Source organism: Streptomyces sp. MUM 203J, from assembly GCF_022414595.1.
Lineage (GTDB): Bacteria > Actinomycetota > Actinomycetes > Streptomycetales > Streptomycetaceae > Streptomyces.
In genome coordinates, this window is sequence record NZ_JADWYO010000059.1 from 18,115 (window position 1) to 37,893 (window position 19,779).

Consider the following 19,779-nt stretch of genomic DNA (forward strand, 5'->3'; position numbering starts at 1 on the left):
AGACTGGGGCCATGCAGCCTGTGCTCGACCCGAACCCCCAGAACGGGCAGAAGAAGCTCCTGGCCGTCCTGGGCGCCATGCTCGCCATCGGCGTGGTCATCGCCGTCATCGCCACGATCGCCGCGCCGTCATGACCGCCTGACCCCTAGGGGGTCCCGAAAGCCGGGGCTCAGGGGGAAGTGGGTGGATCACCGGATGGGCCGGGCGGCACCCCCTCCGTAGCGTGGAGACATCCCGAAGCCGGGACCCCCGCGACGACGACGGAGGCGGCCATGCAGGCCCGTACGCTCACCCCCGGCACCCACCCCCTGGAGCCTCGCCGCCTGACCGCCGCGCAGGCCCATCTCCCCTGGTGGGCGCTGGCCCTGCCGGTCGCGGCCTTCACGGCCCTGTTCCTGCTGCTCTTCACCCCCGGAGAGGCCCGGGCGTCCGGGCGGGCCCCGGCGGTGGAGCGGATCATCGAACACCTCCAGCAGACCCTGGCGCGGGGGTAGGGAGGGCACGGCGGATCATGCCGGCGTCCGACGCAGCCGCCCACCGGACCCTGTTCGAGTGCGGCCAGGAGCTCGGGGCAGGGCGCGCCGGACCCCACGGCCCGGGCACGTTCGCCGGACACGGCCCAGGCGGCACGGGCGTACGGGCCGGGGATCCGGGGCTTACGGGCCGCTCAAACACCCTGCGCCGCAAGGGCTGTTTCATGCGAAGCTGGAGGACATGAGCGTCGATACACCTCGCAGGATCGTGCTGCTCCGGCACGCCAAGGCCGACTGGTCCCAGGAGTCCGACCACGAGCGTCCGCTCGCCGACCGGGGCCGCCAGGACGCCCCCGCGGCAGGCCGCTGGCTCGCCGGGGCCGGTATCACCCCCGACCTGACCCTGTGCTCGACCGCCGTCCGCACCCGCGAGACCTGGAAGCTCGTGGTGTCGGAGCTGCCCGAGCGGCCCAGGACCCTGTACGACGAGCGGATCTACGAAGCATCGCCCGGTGAGCTGATCGCCCTGCTCAACGAACAGCCGGACGAGGTCCGGGACCTGCTGCTGGTCGGCCACAACCCGGGCGTCCACGCCCTCGCGGACGCCCTGTCCGGCCAGGCCGAGGGCGACCTGCTGGCCAGGATGAACCGCAGCGGTTTCCCGACCTCCGCGGTCGCCGTCGTGACGTTCGAGGGCTCGTGGAAGTCGGTGGAACACGGGGTGGGCAGGCTCGCGGCCTACTGGTCCCCGCACATGTGAGACGGCCGGGGGGTGCCGGAGCAGAACTCCCCCGGCACCCCTGACCGGCCGGTATCGGCCGGCGTCAGTCGGTGTGGGCGTCCGCCGCCTCGACCTCTTCGCGCGTGACGCCGAGCAGGTACAGCACGGTGTCCAGGAACGGCACGTTCACGGCGGTGTCCGCGGCCTTCCGTACGACGGGCTTGGCGTTGAAGGCCACGCCGAGGCCTGCGGCATTGAGCATGTCCAGGTCGTTGGCGCCGTCACCGATGGCCACGGTCTGTGCGAGCGGCACGCCCGCCTCCGCCGCGAACCGGCGCAGCAGCCGTGCCTTGCCGGCCCGGTCGACGATCTCGCCGGTCACCCGCCCGGTGAACCTGCCGTCGACGACCTCCAGCGTGTTGGCGGAGGCGAAGTCCAGTCCGAGTCGCACCTTCAGGTCATCGGTGACCTGCGTGAACCCACCGGAGACGACCCCGACCTGGTAGCCGAGCCGCTTGAGCGTACGGATGAGGGTGCGGGCGCCCGGCGTGAGCCGCACGTCGGCACGCACCTGGTCCACGACGGACGCGTCCAGCCCCGCCAGCAGCGCCACACGCGCGTGCAGGGACTGCTCGAAGTCCAGCTCCCCGCGCATGGCCGCCTCGGTGATCTCCGCGACCTTGTCCTCGCAGCCGGCGTGCGCCGCGAACAGCTCGATGACCTCGTCCTGGATGAGCGTCGAGTCGACATCCATGACGATCAGCCGCTGCGCCCGCCGGTGCAGCCCGGCGGCGACCACGGCCACGTCCACACCGATCTCGTGGGACTCGGTGGCCAGCGCGGTGCGCAGCGGCTCGGTCTCGACACCGGACACGGCGAACTCGACGGCGGTCACCGGATACTTCGCGAGCCGGAAGATCCGGTCGATGTTGCCGCCGGTCTGGGTGATCGTGGCCGCTATGGCGGCGGTGTTCTCGGCGGTCAGCGGGTGGCCCAGCACGGTCACGTGGGAACGTCCGTGGCCTCGTGGCCGGTTGTCCCCGATGCCCGAGATGATCTCGGCCTGGAGTTTCAGGGACTCGGCCCAGCTGTGCACGGTGGCCCGAAGTTCGCCCTCCATGCCCCGGGCGGGCTCGGTGACGAGCGCGCACAGGACGATACGGCCGCGGGTGACGACCTGCTCGATGTCCACGACATCGACGGCGAACGCGGCGAGGGTGTCGAACAGCCCGGCGGTGATGCCCGGGCGGTCCTTCCCGAAGATCTTGACGAGAAGGGTGGGGACGTCGGAGGTCGATGATGCGCTCATGGTCCCTCCACCGTATCCGCCCCGCCCCCGCCCCACCGCCCCCATCCCGCCCACCGGACACGATCCGGCCCGCCCGGCCTCGGCGCGCAGGAGCACTCCCAAGGCGCGAAGGAAGTCCGGGGGCGGAGCTCCCGGTCGCGGGAGGAGGAGGGACAGGGGAGAGAATCACCGGCTGTGTGCCGTGACCGGCGGCCCCCGCACACGGACCTCGCGGGTCCTTCACACGCCCCGGCCCCGGCCCGACTTTCGGATCCGGGACCGGTCCTGAAATAGTTCCTCCTCGATGTTCGCCATCCCTAAGCCTCCGCGCCGACGGCGACGGGGGGCCATCGGGGGACAACTAGTGGGGCATGGAGTGCCGGAACTCGTACTGGAATTGAACGGAAGGACCTGGGCCCTCGAGCCGTCCAGGTCGTACACACTGGGGCGCGACCCGCAGGGCGACGTGGTCCTCGACGACGCCAGGGTCTCCTGGCGCCACGCCACACTGGCCTGGAGCGGCCGGAGTTGGGTCATCGAGGACCACGGCTCCACCAACGGCACCTACGTCCAGGGCCAGCGCATCCACCAGCTGGAAGTCGGCCCCGGCGGTGTCGTGCACCTCGGCAACGCCACCGACGGACCGCGGCTGAGTTTCGCCGCCGCCCGGGCGCAGCCCGCCCAGGCGCAGCCCGCCCAGGCGCAGCCCCAGCCCGCGCACGGCGCGTACACCGCGGAACCCGCGGCCCCGCAGCAGCCCTGGCCCGACCCTCAGCAGCCCCCGCACCCCCAGCAGCACCACCCAGCGCACCAGCCGCACATCCCGCACCAGCAGGGCGGCGGTGCCCCCGACGCGGGCGTCCCCGCGCACGGTGACCGCAGCCCCACCACCTTCCACCAGCTCGCCCTGGGCCGCGTCATGCACATCGGCCGCGCGCTGGAGAACGAACTGGTCGTCTCCGACCTCCAGGTCTCCCGCCGCCACGCCGAGTTCACCGCGCACCCCGACGGCCGCTTCGAGATCCGCGACCTCGGCTCGCACAACGGCACGTATGTCAACGGTCAGCCGATCGCCAAGTCCAGCACCGCCGTCATCGGCCCGCACGACATCGTCGGCGTCGGCCATTCGACGTTCCGGATCGTGGGGGACCGGCTGGAGGAGTTCGTCGACACCGGCGACGTCTCCTTCTCGGCCCAGCACCTCACCGTCACCGTCGACGGTGGCAAGCAGATCCTGAAGGACGTCACCTTCGGCGTCCCGGAGAAGTCGCTCATCGGCGTCATCGGCCCGTCCGGCTCCGGCAAGTCGACGCTCCTCAAGGCGCTCACCGGCTACCGCCCCGCCGACCAGGGCGACGTCCTCTACGACAACCGCAGCCTCTACAAGCAGTTCGCGGAGCTGCGTCAGCGCATCGGTCTGGTCCCGCAGGACGACATCCTGCACAAGGAGCTGACCGTCCAGAAGGCCCTGCGCTACGCGGCCAAGCTGCGCTTCCCGGGTGACACGGCCGAGGCCGAGCGCGAGGCCCGGATCGACGAGGTGCTGCGCGAGCTGAAGCTGGACGTCCACAGGGAGAAGAAGGTCACCTCCCTCTCCGGCGGCCAGCGCAAGCGCGTCTCCGTCGCCCTGGAGCTGCTGACCAAGCCGTCGCTGATCTTCCTGGACGAGCCGACCTCCGGCCTCGACCCGGGCATGGACCGCGATGTCATGCAGCTGCTGCGCGTCCTCGCCGACGACGGCCGCACCGTCCTCGTCGTCACCCACTCCGTCGCCGAGCTGGGCCTGTGCGACAAGCTGCTGGTCATGGCGCCCGGCGGCTCCGTCGCGTACTTCGGCCCGCCCGGGGAGGCGCTGAACTTCTTCGGCTACGAGACCTGGGCCGACGTCTTCTCCGCCTTCGAGAACTACCGGGACTACGACTGGGCGGGCCGCTGGAAGGGCTCCCAGCACTACCAGCTGTACGCCGCCGACATAGACGCCGTCGCCGCGCAGCCGGTCCAGGTCCCCCCGCGGATGGCGGCCAGGCCGCCGAAGCCGCAGAGCTGGGGCTCCCAGCTGTGGACGCTGATCCGCCGCTACGTCTCGGTGATCGTCTCCGACAAGGGCTTCCTGGCCCTCATGGTGATCCTCCCGGCGGTCATCGGCGCGGTGTCCGTCGTCATCCCCGCAGACTTCGGTCTGGCGCCACCCACACCCCCGGCCCGGTTCAACGGCGATGCCGGTGTGATCATGCTGATCCTCGCGGTCGGTATGTGCTTCTCCGGCTCCGCCAACTCCGTACGAGAGCTGATCAAGGAACGGGTCATCTACGAACGGGAGCGTGCGACCGGCCTGTCCCGCTCGGCCTATCTGATGTCCAAGGTGATCGTCCTCGGCGTCATCACGGCCTTCCAGGGCCTCATCCTCTGCGCCATCGGCTTCATCCCGCGCGAACTGCCGGCCGAGGGGCTGATCATGCCGCCGGCCGTCGAGCTGTGCCTCGTCGTCATCGCGCTGGGCCTCACCTCGATGATGGTCGGCCTGGTCATCTCCTCGCTGGTGAAGACCGCGGAGAAGACCATGCCGCTGCTGGTGATGTTCGCGATCGTCCAGGTCGTCTTCACCGGCATCCTGTTCAAGGTGTACGGGTCGCCCGGCCTGGAGCAGTTCGCCTGGCTCATGCCCTCCCGCTGGGCCATCGCCGGTGCGGGCACGACCCTCGACCTCGGGCACCTCATGGCGCCGTGGGATCCCAAGAACCCCACGGACCTGGACCCGCTGTGGGAGCACAGCGCCGGCCAGTGGGGGATCAATCTGTCGGTGCTGCTGGTCATGACCGTCGCCCTGGGTGTCCTGGTGGCGCGGCTGCTGCGCCGCCACGAGCCCGAGGTCATGCGCAAGTGACCCGGGCCTGAGCCTGCGCACGCCGAAGGGCGGCACCCTCAGCGGGTGCCGCCCTTCAGCGTGTACGGCCTGTCCGGGATCAGTACGGGCCGTTGACGTTGTCGATGGAGCCGTAGCGGTCCGCGGCGTAGTTCGCGGCGGCGCAGATGTTGGCGACCGGGTCGTACTGGCTCTTCTTGGTGCCGGGGCAGTGGTAGTAGTCGAAGGTCGGCTTGATCACCTGGAGCAGGCCGATCGACGGCACACCGTTCTGGGCGTTGATGTCCCAGTTGTTGATCGCGTTCGGGTTGCCGCTGGACTCACGGATGATGTTGCGGTGCAGCCCGTTGTAGGTGCCGGGGATGCCCTGCTTCTTCATGATGTCCATGGCCTCGCGGATCCAGCCGTCGAGGTTGTTCGGGTAGACCGGCTTGCGTGCGGCGGCACGGCTCGCGGCGGCCTTCTCCGCGGCCCGCTTCTTCGCCTCGGCCTCGGCCTTCGCCTTGGCGGCTGCCTCGGCCTTGGCCTTCGCGGCCGCCTTCGCCTTGGCGTCGGCGGCTGCCTTGGCCTTGGCGGCGGCCTCCGCCTTGGCGGCGGCCTCGGCCTTGGCGGCGGCCTCGGCCTTGGCGGCGGCCTCGGCCTTGGCGGCGGCCTCGGCCTTGGCCTTCGCCTCGGCCGCGGCCTTCAGCTCGATCGTGGACTGCTGCTCGGCGACCCCTGCCTGCAGCTCAGCGGTGGAGTAGCCGGTCCAGGCGGCGGCCGGGGCGGCCACCTCCTTCACCTCCGCTTCGGCGGCGTTGCTCGGGGCGAGCGTGAAGGTGAGGGCGGCGGCACTGAGGGCGGCCATGCCGGCGAGGGACAGCTTGTGGTTCTTCTTGAGACGGCTGAGACCAGGAGTGCTGGACGGGGACATACAGTCGTACCTCTTCGAATCGCGGATGTCGCACGCCGGGGTGGCGCGGCGCCTGCTCGGCGGGCAACGACGGCAATTCTTAGCGGCGGCAAAATCTGGTGGCAAAGCTGTGACGTACGACCCGGGATAGTGGATCAGGATCCCCCCGCGAGCCCGGACCTGCTCCCCCCGCACCCGCCCCACCAGCCTTGATCTGGTCCTTACGGCATCCACTATGCGTCTTCGTAAGTGACCTGGATCCTATGCGCGGGCTCACATCGGTCCCGTAACGGCCTCACCGGGAGTTGCGTCAGCAACGCGCAGTGTGAGCCTCCGCCGGAGCGGGTGCCGCAGGCCGCCCGCAGGCCTAGGACCTGGGACCTATCCCCGGCCGTCCACAGGTGGATACGGACCGTCACCGCCGATGGGTACCGTGAACGCATGACCGATCGACCGCGCTCAGGCATCGCCGCCGTGAGCACCGCCCTGCTGGAGATGAGCAGACAGCTGGAGGTCCGCGACGTCCTCAAGACGATCGTCGTCTCCGCCCGCGAACTCCTCGACGCCGAGTACGCCGCCCTGGGCGTCCCCGACGACCACGGCGGCTTCGCACAGTTCGTGGTCGACGGCGTCAGCGACGAGCAGTGGCGCGCCATCGGCCCCCTGCCCCGGCAGCACGGCATCCTCGCCGCGATGCTCCACAACGAGAAGCCCGAGCGCCTCGCGGACGTCCGTGAGGACCCTCGTTTCGAGGGCTGGCCCGACGCCCACCCCGACATGTCGGACTTCCTGGGCCTCCCCGTCCGCGACGGCGACGAGACGATCGCCGCCCTGTTCCTCGCCAACAAGCGCTGCCCCGCGCCCGGCGGTGGATGCGGCTTCACCGCCGAGGACGAGCAGCTGCTCGGCATCCTCGCCCAGCACGCCGCCATCGCCCTCACCAACGCCCGCCTGTACGAGCGGAGCCGTGAGCTGACCATCGCGGAGGAGCGCTCCCGGCTGGCCCACGAGCTGCACGACGCCGTCAGCCAGAAGCTCTTCTCCCTGCGCCTCACCGCCCAGGCCGCGGCCCGCCTCGTCGACCGCGACCCCGCCCGCGCCAAGGGCGAGCTCCAGCAGATCGCCGCTCTCGCCGCCGAGGCCGCCGACGAGCTGCGCGCCGCCGTCGTCGAGCTGCGCCCGGCCGCGCTGGACGAGGACGGCCTCGCCCACACCCTGCGCAGCCATATCCAGGTCCTCGACCGCGCCCACACCGCGCGCGTCACCTTCGACGCCGGTCCCGTACGAGCCCTGCCGGCCGCCCAGGAGGAGGCCCTGCTCCGGGTCGCTCAGGAGGCCCTGCACAACGCCCTGCGCCACTCCGGCGCAGACCGAGTCGCCGTCCGGCTCACCCGTGCCGGGCCGGGCGCCCGACTCGTGATCAGCGACGACGGCACCGGCTTCGACCCGCACGCCGTCCGCCGCGCCGGCCGCCACCTCGGCCTCGTCTCCATGCGCGACCGCGCCGGGGGCGTCGGGGGACGGCTCGCCGTGCACTCGGCGCCCGGCGAGGGCACCACGATCGAGATGGAGGTCCCCGGTGGGTGAAGACACGAAGGGCAGTGCGAGGCACACCGCGAGGACGGCGGCGGGCGACGGGAGGGCGATCAGGGTCCTGCTGGTCGACGACCACCAGGTCGTCCGGCGCGGACTGCGCACGTTCCTGGAGATCCAGGACGACATAGAGGTCGTGGGAGAGGCGGGCGACGGCGCCGAGGGTGTCGCCCGCGCCGAGGAGCTGCGGCCCGACATCGTCCTCATGGACGTGAAGATGCCCGGCACGGACGGCATCGAGGCCCTGCGCAAGCTGCGGGAACTCGGCAACCCGGCCAGGGTGCTCGTCGTCACCAGCTTCACCGAGCAGCGCACCGTCGTCCCCGCCCTGCGCGCGGGTGCCGCCGGATACGTCTACAAGGACATCGACCCGGACGCGCTCGCCGGCGCCATCCGCGCCGTCCACGCCGGACACGTCCTCCTCCAGCCGGAGGTGGCCGAGGCCCTGCTCTCCCAGGAGGCGGCGAACGGCGGCTCCGCGGGCCGCGGCGGCTCGCTCACCGAACGGGAGCGGGAGGTCCTCGGGCTGATCGCGGACGGCCGCTCCAACCGGGAGATCGCCCGCGCCCTCGTCCTGTCCGAGAAGACCGTCAAGACGCACGTCTCGAACATCCTCATGAAGCTGGACCTCGCGGACCGCACCCAGGCCGCCCTCTGGGCCGTCCGCCACGGCCTGACGACCTGAGACGGGGGGGGCAACGCACGACCGGCGGGATGGTTGTCCTCACATCAGAGATTCATACCGTCGGGTGTACATCACCCGTCTGGCGCAACCCGGCGGGCGCCCGGCCGTTCTTCATGGCGATGCCGCGGCGACGGCCGTGGCGATGGCTAGGAGGAATTTCCAGTGAAGAACCTGAAGAAGGCCGCTGCTGTCACCATGGTCGCCGGTGGGCTGGTCGCCGCCGCCGCGGGTGCCGCTTCCGCCACCGGCGGCGCGCACGCGGACGGCCTGGCCACCAACTCCCCGGGCGTGGGCTCCGGCAACCTGATCCAGGCCCCCGTGCACGTGCCGGTGAACGTCAACGGCAACTCCGTCAACGTGATCGGCCTCCTGAACCCGGCTTTCGGGAACACCTCCGTCAACCACTGACGGCCCCTTGCCCGACCTCCCCAGCCCCCCAGGAGCCACCTGGGGGGCATCCCCTTTCACAGCCCCACTTCGCCGATCCCCCGCTTCAGGGCCGTCCCCGCTCCCTCTCCTCCACGTACGAGTTGAACGCGGCCACCTGCGCCCGCCGGGCCACCCGCTCCACGGGCCGCAGCGCCGCCGCCCGCGCCGCCATCTCCGACGCGCTCACCGCCGCCCCGTGCCCGGAGCCGTACGCCAGCGACACCAGCAGCCGCACCCGGTTCGCCAGCTCCATCACCCGCACCGCCCGCCCCGGATAGCCCGGAGCCAGCGGCTCGCGCCCCGCGTGCGCCCGCGCCCGGTAGGCGTCCAGCGCCGCGTCCGCCGCGGGGCCCGACCCGGCCACGTCCATCCGCGTCAGCACCAGCGTGGCCTCCCGCAGCGCCTCCGCCAGCTCCCGCTCCGCCTCACCCAGCGACGGCACATCCGCGGGCGTGGCCTCCCGCACCGGCAGGCAGTGCCACACCACCTCCACATGGAGATCCCCCGCAGGACCGACCGCGGTCACCTCCGGCACGAGCCCGAACCCCGCCCCGAACCCGACGACGGCCTCCTCCGCCTCCAGCGCCCGCGCGTTGAACTCCGGCGGACCGCTCAGACCCAGTGGATGCCCCGGTGCCGGCAGCGCCACCCGCCATCCCGTGACCCCCAGCGACCGCAGCCGCCCCAGCGCCAGCGTGAGCCCCACCGGCCCCGTCTCACCCGGCAGCCCGGTCATCCGGTGCACCGCGTCGTCCCCGACGATCGCGACCACCGCCTCGTCGGGCGACACCAACCCGGCCAGCAGAGAGTTCCCCCATGCGGCCAACCGTCCTGAACGTGGATCCGAAAGCATGCCCCCCAGCCTAGGTACCGGCACCCTCCGCGTACGGCCCCCGCCATGGGTGGCGTAGGTTTTCCCTGGGACCCCGCACGGCCGCACACCGCCGCGACACGGCGCGGGCCACGAAGACGACGAGAACACCTCGACCGCAAGGGGAGACAACGCGCTCATGAGCGATGTACTGGAGCTGGTGGACGTATCCGTGGTCCGCGACGGACGCGCTCTGGTGGACGAGGTCTCCTGGTCGGTCAAGGAGGGCGAGCGCTGGATCATCCTCGGCCCCAACGGCGCCGGCAAGTCCACCCTGCTGAACGTCGCCTCCACCTACCTCTTCCCCACCCGCGGCACCACCCGCATCCTCGGTGACCAGCTCGGCCGGGTCGACGTCTTCGATCTGCGTCCCCGCGTCAGCATGGCCGGTATCGCCATGGCCGAGAAGCTCCCCAAGCGCCAGACCGTCCTCCAGACCGTCCTCACCGCCGCGTACGGCATGACCGCCTCCTGGCAGGAGGACTACGACGCGGTCGACGAGGAGCGCGCCAAGGCGTTCCTCGACCGCCTCGGCATGTCCGGTTTCCTCGACCGCCGCTTCGGCACCCTCTCCGAAGGCGAACGCAAGCGCACCCTCATCGCCCGGGCTCTGATGACCGACCCCGAGCTGCTCCTGCTCGACGAGCCCGCCGCCGGCCTCGACCTCGGAGGCCGCGAGGACCTGGTACGCCGCCTGGGCCGCCTCGCCCGCGACGAGTTCGCCCCCTCGATGATCATGGTCACCCACCATGTCGAGGAGATCCCGCCGGGCTTCACCCACGTCCTGATGATCCGTCAGGGCAAGGTGCTCGCCGCCGGCCCCCTGGAGACCGAACTCACCTCCCGCAACCTCTCCCTCTGCTTCGGCCTCCCCCTCGTCGTCGAGCGCAACGGCGACCGCTACTCCGCCCAGGGCCTGCCGCTCGGCTGAGTACGGAAGCCCGAAGGGCCCGGCGGTCCCGGGCCCTTCGCGCACTGTCCCCGCAGCCCCACCGGTCCTACCATGACGTTGTGGACATCGACGCATGGGTCTGGTGGCTGATCGCCGCGGTCGGACTGGGCATCCCCCTGGTCCTCACGGCGATGCCGGAATTCGGAATGTTCTCCGTCGGAGCCGTCGCCGGAGCCGTGACCGCGGCTCTCGGCGGGGGAGTGGTGACACAGATCATCGTCTTCGTCGCGGTCTCCGTGGCGCTCCTCGCCGTCGTGCGGCCCATCGCCGCCCGCCACCGCGCGGCCCAGCCCGAGCACGCCAGCGGCATCGACGCGTTGAAGGGCCGTCAGGCCGTCGTCCTGGAACGCGTCGACGGCAACGGCGGACGCATCAAACTCGCAGGCGAGGTCTGGTCCGCCCGCTCCTACGCCGCCGAGCAGGTCTTCGAACCGGGCAGCCAGGTCGACGTGGTCGAGATCGACGGAGCCACGGCCCTCGTCATGTGATGCATCCCGGTCAAACGACCGAACCGGCACACATGGCAGCGCACCGTCTGGAAAAATCGATCATCGAAACCAATCGGCAGCGAAGGGCACGGGGAGCACGATGCCATCAGTCATCATCGTTCTGGTCATTCTGGTGGTGCTTGTCTTCATCGCCCTGATCAAGACGATTCAGGTCATCCCACAGGCCAGCGCGGCCATCGTGGAGCGCTTCGGACGCTACACCCGGACCCTCAACGCGGGCCTGAACATCGTCGTCCCGTTCATCGACACCATCCGCAACCGGATCGACCTGCGCGAACAGGTCGTCCCCTTCCCGCCCCAGCCGGTCATCACGCAGGACAACCTGGTCGTCAACATCGACACCGTCATCTACTACCAGGTGACCGACGCCCGCGCCGCGACCTACGAAGTCGCCAGCTACATCCAGGCCATCGAGCAGCTCACCGTCACCACCCTGCGCAACATCATCGGCGGCATGGACCTCGAACGGACCCTCACCTCCCGCGAGGAGATCAACGCAGCCCTCCGCGGCGTCCTCGACGAGGCCACCGGCAAGTGGGGCATCCGCGTCAACCGCGTCGAACTGAAGGCGATCGAACCGCCCACCTCCATCCAGGACTCGATGGAGAAGCAGATGCGCGCCGACCGCGACAAGCGCGCCGCCATCCTCACCGCCGAGGGCATCCGCCAGTCCCAGATCCTCACCGCCGAGGGCGAGAAGCAGTCCGCCATCCTCCGCGCCGAGGGCGAGGCCCGCGCCGCCGCCCTGCGCGCTGAGGGCGAGGCCCAGGCCGTCCGCACGGTCTTCGAGGCCATCCACGCAGGCGACCCCGACCAGAAACTGCTCTCCTACCAGTACCTCCAGATGCTCCCGAAGATCGCGGAAGGCGACGCCAACAAGCTCTGGATCGTGCCCAGCGAGATCGGTGACGCCCTCAAGGGCCTCTCCGGAGCCTTCGGCAACCTCGGCGGCGGCGCCCCCGGCTTCAACCCCGGCGGCAAGGAACAGCGCCGCGAAGCCCCCTCCGTCGACTGACCTCGCAGGATCCCGTACAGGCCCCGGACGCCGGCCCCGCAGGACCCCGGTAACCGGCCCGTCACCGCCCTCGTGCATGATCGGTGCACCACCCACCGACCACGTACGGGGGCTCACACATGACCACTTGGGAGATGCTCGCCGTCTTCGCCGCGGGCATCGGCGCGGGCACCATCAACACCATCGTCGGGTCGGGCACCCTCATCACCTTCCCCGTCCTCCTCGCCACCGGCGTCCCCCCGGTCACCGCCACGGTGTCCAACGCCCTCGGGCTCATCCCCGGCTCCATCAGCGGCGCCATCGGCTACCGCGCCGAACTCGCAGGCCAGCGACGGCGCATCCTGCGTCTCGGCGCCGCCGCCGCGATCGGCGGCCTGTGCGGGGCCTTCCTCCTCACCCACCTGCCGCCCAGCGCCTTCGAGACGATCGTCCCCGTTCTCGTCACGCTCGCCCTCGTCCTCGTGGTGCTGCAACCCCGCATCACCCGAGCCGTCCAGGCCCGCCGCGACCGCACAGGCCAGAGCACCACCCCTGCCCATGGCGGCGTCGCCCTCCTCGTAGGCATGCTCCTCGCCAGCGTCTACGGCGGCTACTTCACCGCGGCCCAGGGCATCATCTACCTCTCCCTGATGGGCATCCTGCTCGACGACACCCTCCAGCGCCTCAACGCCGTCAAGAACGTCCTCGCCGCCATCGTCAACGCCGTCGCCGCGCTGTTCTTCGTCTTCGCCGCCCACTTCGACTGGACCGCCGTCGCCCTCATCGCCGTCGGCTCCACCATCGGCGGCCAGCTCGGCGCCCGCATAGGCCGCCGCCTCCCCGCCCCCGCCCTGCGCGCGTTCATCGTCGCGGTCGGCAGCGCCGCCATCCTCCAACTCGCGATGCGATGACCCCGCGAGGCACCCGGAGCCCGTAGCGGCGTCACGCCGCTACAGGCTCCACGCACGACCTCACCGTCCCTATGCGGCCCGCGGCAGGTTCAGCCACTCCGGCAGGCCGTCCCGGTCACCGGCCCGCATCGCCAACAGCATGGCATCCGCCGGAGACGGCACGAACGGCTCCCGCAGCAGCGGCATCCCCGCCTCCTGCGGAGTGCGGTCCGCCTTCCGGTGGTTGTCCTCGGCGCAGGACGCGACCGTGTTCAGCCAGCTGTCCGCACCGCCCTGAGACCGCGGCACCACATGGTCCACGGTCGTCGCGCGCCCACCGCAGTACGCACACCGGTGCTGGTCCCGCACCAGCACCCCCCGCCGCGACCACGGCGCGTGTCTTCGGAACGGAACCCGGACGTACCTGCACAACCTGATCACACGGGGGACGGGGACCTCCACCGCCGCCGCCCGCACCCGAAGCTCCGGGTGGGCCTGTTCGACGACCGCCTTGTCCTGAAGCACGAGTACCACCGCACGGTTCAGCGTCACCGTCGACAGCGGCTCGAAGCTCGCGTTCAGTACCAGCGTGTCCCACATGATGCCCACCTCCCGTGTGCCAGCCCGCCCCTCGGCGGACATGGCTCAACTCTGGCCGTGCAACACGAGGCAGGACAACGCAATTAGTGCTTACCCCGGGGACACCCTCCGGACCCCCGGCAAGAAAAATGCCCGCTCCCGGTCTCGTCGAGACCAGGAGCGGGCGAACAACGGGCGAACTCTCAGCTCCCCGCCGGAATCTCGTACTCCGCGACGAGCTGCGCGCGCCCCAGCGTGTGGAACCGCAGGTTGAAGCCGACCGCCGCCGGGGACGCGTCGGCGTCCGGCCCCAGCTTCTCCTGGTCCACCGCGTACACAGTGAACACATAGCGGTGCGGACCGTCCCCGGCCGGCGGCGCCGCGCCGCCGAAGTCCTTCGACCCGTAGTCGTTGCGCGCGTGTACCGCCCCCTCGGGCAGCCCCTCGAACTTCCCGGTCCCCGCACCTGTCGGCAGCCCCGTCACCGACGCCGGGATGTCGAACAGCACCCAGTGCCAGAACCCGCTGCCGGTCGGGGCGTCAGGGTCGAAGCACGTCACGGCGAAGCTCTTCGTCTCCGCCGGGAACCCCTCCCACCGCAGATGCGGCGACGTGTCGCCCTTCGCGTGCACCTGTGCGTCCGCCAGTGTCCCGCCTCCCGGGACGTCCTCGCTCACCACGGTGAACGAGGGCACGGCAGGGTGGAAGTCATGAGGGAGCGGAGCCCTCTTCGCCTCGGTCACGTAAGAACCTCCGATTCTCGCAACTCCGATACCGCTCTCGGATACGCAGAGCCTAGAACCAGTTACGCCGCCCACCGACGTCCGCGAGCCACTGGTTGAGGTACGCGGCCCAGTCCGTGCCCTGGAAGTTCGCGTGGTCCATGACGAACGAGCGGAACGTGTCACTGCCCTCGGTGATCAGCCCGCCCTTCTTGTCCATCTCCAGGACGACGTCCATCTCCCGCTCGTCGGCCACGAACGACACCTCGACCTCGTTCAGCCCCCGGTACTGAGGCGGGGCGAAGAACTCGATCTCCTGGTAGAAGGGCAGCCGCTGCCGGGTCCCGCGGATGTGTCCCTTCTCCATGTCCGCGCTCTTGAACCGGAAGCCGAGCTGGATGAAGGCGTCCAGGATCGCCTGCTGCGCCGGCAGCGGGTGCACGTTCACCGGGTCGAGGTCGGTCGAGTCCACCGCCCGCGCGATGGCCAGCTCCGTCGTGACCCCGATGTTCATCCCGCGGAGCTGCTGCCCCGCGATGCAGGTCACCGGCGTCTCCCAGGGGATCTCCAGCCCGAACGGCAGTACGTGGTTCGCCCCCGCCTGGAGGGTGAACGCCCCACCGAGCTGCACCTTGGTGAACTCGATGTTCTGCTTGTACTCCTGCTCACCGCCCTCGACCTCGACCCGCGCCTGCAGCCCCATGGACAGGTGCTGGATCTCCTGGTCCACGGACCCGCCCTCGATGCGCACCTCGCCCTGGACGACACCGCCGGGCACCACGTTCGCCTCGGTCAGCACCGCGTCGACGTTCGCACCGCCCGCACCCAGGCTGGCGAGCAGCTTCTTGAAGGCCATGTCCCACTCCTTGTCCGTGTTGGGTCACCTACATGCGTCACTACGCGCACGCGCGGAAGACCGTAGCCGGTTCCCCGAACCCGCCCCTGGTCACACCCCGCGCCGACTACGCTCGTGCAACATGATCGAGAGCCCCGACCGTACGCCGCTGCCCCGGGACTTCTTCGACCGCCCCGTACTGGAGGTCGCTCCCGACCTGCTGGGCAGGACGCTCGTACGGATGACGGACGAGGGCGCCGTGGAACTGCGCCTCACCGAGGTCGAGGCCTACGCGGGCGAGGCGGACCCGGGCTCCCACGCCTACCGGGGCCGCACGGAACGCAACGCGGTGATGTTCGGCCCGCCCGGACATGTGTACGTGTACTTCACGTACGGCATGTCAAGGCAGTCAGCATGAACGTCGATTTTCTCGCCCACCCTGCCGAAGAAGTCGCTCCCAAGCTGCTCGGGAGTGTACTCACCTGCAAGACCCCAGAGGGCACCGTGAGCATCGCCATCACGGAGACCGAGGCGTACTCCGGCGCGGCGGACCCGGCTTCCCATGCTTACCGGGGCCGGACACCCCGTAATACGGTCATGTTCGGACCCGCAGGACACCTGTACGTGTACCGGTCCCACGGCCTCCACTGGTGCGCCAACGTCGTCACCGGGCCGGATGGCATCGCCTCGGCCGTTCTCATCCGGGCGGGCCGGGTCATCGAGGGGGAAGACCTGGCACGCAAGCGACGAGGGGAGAGGATCGAGAGCGCACGGCTCGCCCGAGGCCCGGGAAACTTCTGCCAGGCACTCGGCATCACCGCGGAACACAACGGCGCAGACCTCCTGACAGGTACCTCGGTCGTGCTGTCCGAGGGTGAGCCGGTACCTGCCGCGCTCATCCGGGTCGGTCCTCGGGTGGGCGTGAGCAAGGCCCACGACTGGCAACACCGGTTCTACCTAGCCGGTGATCCGACGGTCTCGGCGTACCGACTGAGCCCGCGAGCCAAACCGGCCACGGGAGCCTGAGCCGCTGTGTGCCTCGCTGGCGGCTCGCCGGCGAGTCGGTGTGGAGTTGGGGTCAGGCGATGCGTGATCGTCCGCGAGCGCGGCCCGTGACGCGTTCCTGGCCGGTCGAGTGGCTGCCGATGTGCGTCGACTCAGGCCAGACGAGTGGGCGTGACTGCGCGCTTCAACTCATCTGGCGAGTGGGCGGTTGAGTTGGCGCGCTGAGCGAGGTGGACAGTCGGGAGTGCAGTGACACCCGGCCGCTCACCTGGCCCGGATCCTTGCGAGGATCCTCGGCATGACCTCGTTCTCGGCCGATCCTGATGGCTCCGATGCCCCCTTCACCGGGATCGGCGATCCCGTCCTCGTCGTCACGGACAAGCGGCGAAGCCTTGTCGCCGTGGCTGGCGAGCGCGAGTACGACGAGGCGGAGACGGTTGGTCTCTTCCACGTCACCGACCGCGCCCGCCGTCGATGGCTCTTGCTATCTCGGTACCCCGTGACCGCGATGGCTTTCCATCCGACTCTCCCGCTTCTCGCCGTGGGATCAGGCGAGTACGACGGCGGCTACTTCTTCGAGGGGGAGCTTCTCCTCGTCCACTTGGAGACCGGTACCGCCGTGTCACTCATCGAGCACCACCTCGGCCGCCAAGTCCTCGGACTGGAGTGGCTGAGCCATCAAGAGCTTCGCGTCCTCATGGCGCCGCCCGACGACTGGAAGGACGGCAAAGCCCACGTGGAAGGACACACCGCCGTGGTGCACCGCTCCGACTGGACCACGGTCGAAGCCAAGTCGCTCACCGGCCGCGATCTAGCGGGCCCGCGAGGGCCGGCGCCTCGCCTCCACCACCGTGAGGCTGCCAAGCGCGCGGTCGCCAGGCTGGCCGTGCCCCAGGCTCGGCGACACGGCATCAGCGGAGCACACGGGTGACGATCGGTCTCCACGAATCGCCAGATGAAGCGACCACAGTGGGGGTGGCCGGGGTGCGTCAGCGGATGGCCGAACAGAGCAGCGCCACACGGGACGGCTTCCTGAACGGGGTCCTCCCTCTCTCGTATAAGATTCCTCGGCCAGGTCGCCGCTGTCGCTCCCGACTGCACGAGACCGAGTCCAGGCCCTGCACGTTGTTGCATGAACTGGGCAGCGAGATGTGCGCACAAAGGCTCCGAGGGATGTACGACTCCCTCCCGCCAGGTATGACGACGGGCCCCGCCCGACTCTCGTCAGACAGGGCCCGTCGGCACTCGGCGCCGACGGCCGGCTCGGCCCTCCGCGATCGGATCTCAAGGGTTCCGGAACGTGATCCGGCAGTGCTCGCCCTTGAAGGACCGGACCCCTCGACCGCGCGGCATCAGCTCGACTCGCTCGCAGACCTGCATGACGACGGTCCGTACGTAATCGATGCGGTCGGGGTCCTCGTAGTCCAGTTCTTCCCACAGGTACTCGATGTCGCCGAGGTCGACTCGCACCCGCTGCGATGCCAGGTCTGCTAGCTCGGCCCGGATCTTGGCCAGGTCGGCGTCACACCTGCCGATGCCCGTGCGCAGGGTCGACGCGTCGATGTCCCCTACGGCGAACATCTCCGCCAAGGCGGTGCGCCTCTCGGATGCGGCCGTCTCCTCGGCCAGCAGCTCGGCCTCTCGCTCCTCGTCCGCGGCATCCGTGGCCGGTGCCGCGTTCCACTCCTCGGCCCTGTCGATGACCTTCCTCACCACGAAGGAGTCGAGCGGGTCCGCGGGGCAGGTGATGCACCGGCCACCCGAACAGGTGTAGATGCGGTACCGCTCGCCTGCCGCGTTCTTCTTGCTCCACCCCTGAGTGACGACGGCCTGACACTTCGAGCAGCGGACCACGCCGGACAACAGGGCCTTGCGCTTACCGCCGCCGCCCGTGTTGCGCTCGGGGTCGCTCAGGTAGCGGACCAAGGCCCGGAATATGCCCTCGGAGACGATCGCCTCCCAGTTGCCCGCGCCGGTCTCCTCGGTCCGCCGCACGCGCGTCCCGTCCGGCTTCTCGACCCACTGTGAGTACGTCTGGATTCCCGCGTTCCTCGGCTTCAAGAGGACCATCCGAAGGTTCGAACTGCGCCACTCCTTGCCGTGCGGCGAGAGCAGCCCACGCGTGTTCCAGTCCTTCGCGATGGACCAGAGGGTGACGCCGACCAGGACATCCCGGTACGCCTGCCGCAGGGCCTCCGCCTCTGCTTCCCGGTGACTGCCGTCCCGCTCGAAGCCGAAGGGGCGAGTACTCCAGAAGGGCCTCCCCGACTCCCTGCGCCTCTGGTGTCCGAGTACCTGACGCTCTACTCGCATCTCGGTCTCGTTGCGAGCCACCACAGCGCCGATGCGAGCAGCGAGACGCCCGGACGGGGTGGACAGGTCGAGCACTCCCTGCGCCTGTGCGGCGGCCAGCGTGACGCCGGTCGCCTCAGCCAGGTCCACCAGATCCTCAAGGTCCCAGGGGGTGCGGTACATACGGTCGTAGTGGCGGGACACGATGGCGTCTGCCTTGCCGTCCTCCACCAGAGCCTTGACGCGTTCCCACTCCGCGCTCCGCTTGGTTCCTCGCTTCGTCGAAGCCGACGTGTCCTTCTCAACGATCGTGGCTACGACCGACCAGCCCTTCCGGTCGCACAGCGCCTGACTCAGCTCGACCTGTTGTGTCAGGTTCCCACCCTTGGATTCCTCGCCCCTCGGGGTGGGGCTGAGCCTGGCGTAGATGATCGCTCGCACTGCCTGTCTCCTGCTTGTCGTCGCTTTGCCGATGCTGCCGGACCAACGACATACATGCCTAGTGAGTTACCTACGGATGTGGCACTGCCTGAATGTGGTGTGCGGCCCCGAGGGCAGGGCGAGCGGGGTACTGCTCCGTGCGGGTGAGATCCGTGTCGGCCACGAGCTGGCCCGCCACCGCAGGACGACGGCCAAGCACGACCGGGAACTGGCGAAGGGCCCCGCCCGACTCGCCACGGCCCTCGCCATCGACCGCGCCCTGGACGGCACTGACGCATGTGTCGGCCCCGACTCCCCCTTGTCCGTGCTGACCGGCACCCCTGTCCCGGCCGACCGGATACGCAATGGCCCCCGCACGGGCGTGGGCGGCGACGGCGCCGTCCATCCCTGGCGCTTCTGGATCGACGGCGACCCCACGGTCAGTCCCTACCGGGCCCACACTCCACGCAAGCGAAGAACGTGACGGCAGCGACTTGACTCGGCACATCGAAGCGCATAGTGTCGATCGAGTCGCAAGAGCCGGTAGGTGCTGTGTCAGCCCCTCTGGAGCGACCAACCCCACCACCAAGCGATCTTCCCCTCGAACGGGGCCTGTTCCGGTGCGCCGGAAATGGGCTTCCTGTTGGAGACTGAGACTCGATTAGGAGCCTCCAGGGAAATCCGCTAAAGTGGCGGAGCGCCGAAAGGCAAAGGCCCTCCAACGGCCACCGGAAACGGAATCCGAACCGGAAACGGAACGGAAAAA

At 70.0% G+C, this 19,779-nt stretch carries 20 protein-coding genes and 2 pseudogenes; 15 read left to right on the forward strand and 7 right to left on the reverse strand.

Annotated features, from left to right (window positions below; all coding sequences use genetic code 11):
• Positions 1–11 precede the first annotated feature (11 nt).
• The 3 genes from I3F58_RS29470 (at position 12) to I3F58_RS23845 (ending at position 1,233) form a co-directional block, all read left to right on the forward strand.
• Positions 12–134 carry an SGM_5486 family transporter-associated protein gene (locus I3F58_RS29470; protein WP_275678869.1) on the forward strand — a complete coding sequence of 41 codons (123 nt, stop codon included), beginning with the start codon at positions 12–14 and terminating at the stop codon, positions 132–134.
• A 138-nt stretch (positions 135–272) separates the two neighbouring features.
• On the forward strand, positions 273–494 hold the full coding sequence (locus tag I3F58_RS23840) for a hypothetical protein (RefSeq protein ID WP_240110727.1): 222 nt from the start codon (positions 273–275) through the stop codon (positions 492–494).
• A gap of 220 nt (positions 495–714) precedes the next feature.
• The gene (locus tag I3F58_RS23845) at positions 715–1,233 is read left to right on the forward strand and encodes a histidine phosphatase family protein (RefSeq protein WP_240110728.1); all 519 of its coding nucleotides are present in this window, start codon (positions 715–717) and stop codon (positions 1,231–1,233) included.
• Positions 1,234–1,297: 64 nt separating this feature from the next.
• On the opposite strand, the gene serB is transcribed toward I3F58_RS23845, so the two are convergent.
• Complete coding sequence (gene serB / locus I3F58_RS23850) at positions 1,298–2,503, reverse strand: phosphoserine phosphatase SerB (protein ID WP_240110729.1); 1,206 nt, start codon at positions 2,501–2,503, stop codon at positions 1,298–1,300.
• A 343-nt stretch (positions 2,504–2,846) separates the two neighbouring features.
• On the opposite strand from serB, the gene I3F58_RS23855 reads away from it, so the two are divergent.
• Complete coding sequence (locus tag I3F58_RS23855; protein WP_240110730.1) at positions 2,847–5,366, forward strand: FHA domain-containing protein; 2,520 nt, start codon at positions 2,847–2,849, stop codon at positions 5,364–5,366.
• A gap of 79 nt (positions 5,367–5,445) precedes the next feature.
• Here the strand turns inward: I3F58_RS23855 and I3F58_RS23860 are convergent, their stop codons facing one another.
• Positions 5,446–6,258, reverse strand: coding sequence for a lytic transglycosylase (locus I3F58_RS23860; protein ID WP_240110731.1), 813 nt, complete (start codon positions 6,256–6,258; stop codon positions 5,446–5,448).
• Positions 6,259–6,678: 420 nt separating this feature from the next.
• Here I3F58_RS23860 and I3F58_RS23865 point away from each other — a divergent pair, with 420 nt between their 5' ends.
• The 3 genes from I3F58_RS23865 (at position 6,679) to I3F58_RS23875 (ending at position 8,923) form a co-directional block, all read left to right on the forward strand.
• On the forward strand, positions 6,679–7,824 hold the full coding sequence (locus I3F58_RS23865; protein ID WP_240110732.1) for a GAF domain-containing sensor histidine kinase: 1,146 nt from the start codon (positions 6,679–6,681) through the stop codon (positions 7,822–7,824).
• A gap of 58 nt (positions 7,825–7,882) precedes the next feature.
• Positions 7,883–8,515 (forward strand): response regulator transcription factor, encoded by a 633-nt coding sequence (locus tag I3F58_RS23870; protein ID WP_240110746.1) that lies wholly within the window; start codon positions 7,883–7,885, stop codon positions 8,513–8,515.
• Positions 8,516–8,677: 162 nt separating this feature from the next.
• Positions 8,678–8,923 (forward strand): chaplin, encoded by a 246-nt coding sequence (locus I3F58_RS23875; protein WP_240110733.1) that lies wholly within the window; start codon positions 8,678–8,680, stop codon positions 8,921–8,923.
• An 85-nt stretch (positions 8,924–9,008) separates the two neighbouring features.
• Here the strand turns inward: I3F58_RS23875 and I3F58_RS23880 are convergent, their stop codons facing one another.
• Positions 9,009–9,797 (reverse strand): hypothetical protein, encoded by a 789-nt coding sequence (locus tag I3F58_RS23880; protein ID WP_240110734.1) that lies wholly within the window; start codon positions 9,795–9,797, stop codon positions 9,009–9,011.
• A gap of 157 nt (positions 9,798–9,954) precedes the next feature.
• Here I3F58_RS23880 and I3F58_RS23885 point away from each other — a divergent pair, with 157 nt between their 5' ends.
• From I3F58_RS23885 to I3F58_RS23900, 4 genes are all read left to right on the forward strand, one after another.
• The gene (locus tag I3F58_RS23885; protein ID WP_240110735.1) at positions 9,955–10,746 is read left to right on the forward strand and encodes an ABC transporter ATP-binding protein; all 792 of its coding nucleotides are present in this window, start codon (positions 9,955–9,957) and stop codon (positions 10,744–10,746) included.
• Between the two features lie 80 nt (positions 10,747–10,826).
• A complete protein-coding gene (locus I3F58_RS23890; RefSeq protein ID WP_240110736.1) occupies positions 10,827–11,255 on the forward strand; it encodes an NfeD family protein in 429 nt (142 codons plus the stop codon).
• 100 nt (positions 11,256–11,355) lie between these two features.
• Positions 11,356–12,291: an SPFH domain-containing protein gene (locus tag I3F58_RS23895; protein WP_240110737.1), complete on the forward strand. Its 936-nt coding sequence runs from the start codon at positions 11,356–11,358 to the stop codon at positions 12,289–12,291.
• Positions 12,292–12,410: 119 nt separating this feature from the next.
• The gene (locus I3F58_RS23900) at positions 12,411–13,181 is read left to right on the forward strand and encodes a sulfite exporter TauE/SafE family protein (RefSeq protein ID WP_240110738.1); all 771 of its coding nucleotides are present in this window, start codon (positions 12,411–12,413) and stop codon (positions 13,179–13,181) included.
• Between the two features lie 69 nt (positions 13,182–13,250).
• Here I3F58_RS23900 and I3F58_RS23905 read toward each other — a convergent pair whose 3' ends face one another.
• The 3 genes from I3F58_RS23905 to I3F58_RS23915 all read right to left on the reverse strand — a co-directional run bounded on the left by I3F58_RS23905 (position 13,251) and on the right by I3F58_RS23915 (position 15,317).
• Complete coding sequence (locus I3F58_RS23905; RefSeq protein ID WP_240110739.1) at positions 13,251–13,760, reverse strand: HNH endonuclease; 510 nt, start codon at positions 13,758–13,760, stop codon at positions 13,251–13,253.
• A gap of 182 nt (positions 13,761–13,942) precedes the next feature.
• A complete protein-coding gene (locus I3F58_RS23910) occupies positions 13,943–14,482 on the reverse strand; it encodes a YbhB/YbcL family Raf kinase inhibitor-like protein (protein ID WP_240110740.1) in 540 nt (179 codons plus the stop codon).
• 52 nt (positions 14,483–14,534) lie between these two features.
• Positions 14,535–15,317 (reverse strand): sporulation protein, encoded by a 783-nt coding sequence (locus tag I3F58_RS23915; protein ID WP_240110741.1) that lies wholly within the window; start codon positions 15,315–15,317, stop codon positions 14,535–14,537.
• Positions 15,318–15,438: 121 nt separating this feature from the next.
• Here I3F58_RS23915 and I3F58_RS23920 point away from each other — a divergent pair.
• From I3F58_RS23920 to I3F58_RS23930, 3 genes and pseudogenes are all read left to right on the forward strand, one after another.
• Positions 15,439–15,698: pseudogene (locus tag I3F58_RS23920) on the forward strand (DNA-3-methyladenine glycosylase); the annotation flags it as partial.
• Between the two features lie 12 nt (positions 15,699–15,710).
• Complete coding sequence (locus I3F58_RS23925; protein WP_240110742.1) at positions 15,711–16,322, forward strand: DNA-3-methyladenine glycosylase; 612 nt, start codon at positions 15,711–15,713, stop codon at positions 16,320–16,322.
• 277 nt (positions 16,323–16,599) lie between these two features.
• On the forward strand, positions 16,600–17,232 hold the full coding sequence (locus I3F58_RS23930; protein WP_240110743.1) for a hypothetical protein: 633 nt from the start codon (positions 16,600–16,602) through the stop codon (positions 17,230–17,232).
• 353 nt (positions 17,233–17,585) lie between these two features.
• On the opposite strand, the gene I3F58_RS23935 is transcribed toward I3F58_RS23930, so the two are convergent.
• A complete protein-coding gene (locus I3F58_RS23935; RefSeq protein WP_240110744.1) occupies positions 17,586–19,034 on the reverse strand; it encodes a recombinase family protein in 1,449 nt (482 codons plus the stop codon).
• A 76-nt stretch (positions 19,035–19,110) separates the two neighbouring features.
• Between I3F58_RS23935 and I3F58_RS23940 the strand changes: the two are divergent.
• Positions 19,111–19,497, forward strand: a pseudogene (locus I3F58_RS23940) (DNA-3-methyladenine glycosylase); the annotation flags it as partial.
• Positions 19,498–19,779: the final 282 nt, after the last annotated feature.

What these genes read in the sequence shown, in the direction of transcription:
- I3F58_RS23905 (WP_240110739.1), bottom strand. Translation starts at nt 13,760, where the DNA reads ATGTGGGACACGCTGGTACTGAACGCGAGCTTCGAGCCGCTGTCGACG.
- I3F58_RS23885 (WP_240110735.1), top strand. Translation starts at nt 9,955, where the DNA reads ATGAGCGATGTACTGGAGCTGGTGGACGTATCCGTGGTCCGCGACGGA.
- I3F58_RS29470 (WP_275678869.1), top strand. Translation starts at nt 12, where the DNA reads ATGCAGCCTGTGCTCGACCCGAACCCCCAGAACGGGCAGAAGAAGCTC.
- serB (WP_240110729.1), bottom strand. Translation starts at nt 2,503, where the DNA reads ATGAGCGCATCATCGACCTCCGACGTCCCCACCCTTCTCGTCAAGATC.
- I3F58_RS23895 (WP_240110737.1), top strand. Translation starts at nt 11,356, where the DNA reads ATGCCATCAGTCATCATCGTTCTGGTCATTCTGGTGGTGCTTGTCTTC.
- I3F58_RS23900 (WP_240110738.1), top strand. Translation starts at nt 12,411, where the DNA reads ATGACCACTTGGGAGATGCTCGCCGTCTTCGCCGCGGGCATCGGCGCG.
- I3F58_RS23880 (WP_240110734.1), bottom strand. Translation starts at nt 9,797, where the DNA reads ATGCTTTCGGATCCACGTTCAGGACGGTTGGCCGCATGGGGGAACTCT.
- I3F58_RS23925 (WP_240110742.1), top strand. Translation starts at nt 15,711, where the DNA reads ATGAACGTCGATTTTCTCGCCCACCCTGCCGAAGAAGTCGCTCCCAAG.
- I3F58_RS23860 (WP_240110731.1), bottom strand. Translation starts at nt 6,258, where the DNA reads ATGTCCCCGTCCAGCACTCCTGGTCTCAGCCGTCTCAAGAAGAACCAC.
- I3F58_RS23915 (WP_240110741.1), bottom strand. Translation starts at nt 15,317, where the DNA reads ATGGCCTTCAAGAAGCTGCTCGCCAGCCTGGGTGCGGGCGGTGCGAAC.
- I3F58_RS23845 (WP_240110728.1), top strand. Translation starts at nt 715, where the DNA reads ATGAGCGTCGATACACCTCGCAGGATCGTGCTGCTCCGGCACGCCAAG.
- I3F58_RS23840 (WP_240110727.1), top strand. Translation starts at nt 273, where the DNA reads ATGCAGGCCCGTACGCTCACCCCCGGCACCCACCCCCTGGAGCCTCGC.
- I3F58_RS23930 (WP_240110743.1), top strand. Translation starts at nt 16,600, where the DNA reads ATGACCTCGTTCTCGGCCGATCCTGATGGCTCCGATGCCCCCTTCACC.
- I3F58_RS23865 (WP_240110732.1), top strand. Translation starts at nt 6,679, where the DNA reads ATGACCGATCGACCGCGCTCAGGCATCGCCGCCGTGAGCACCGCCCTG.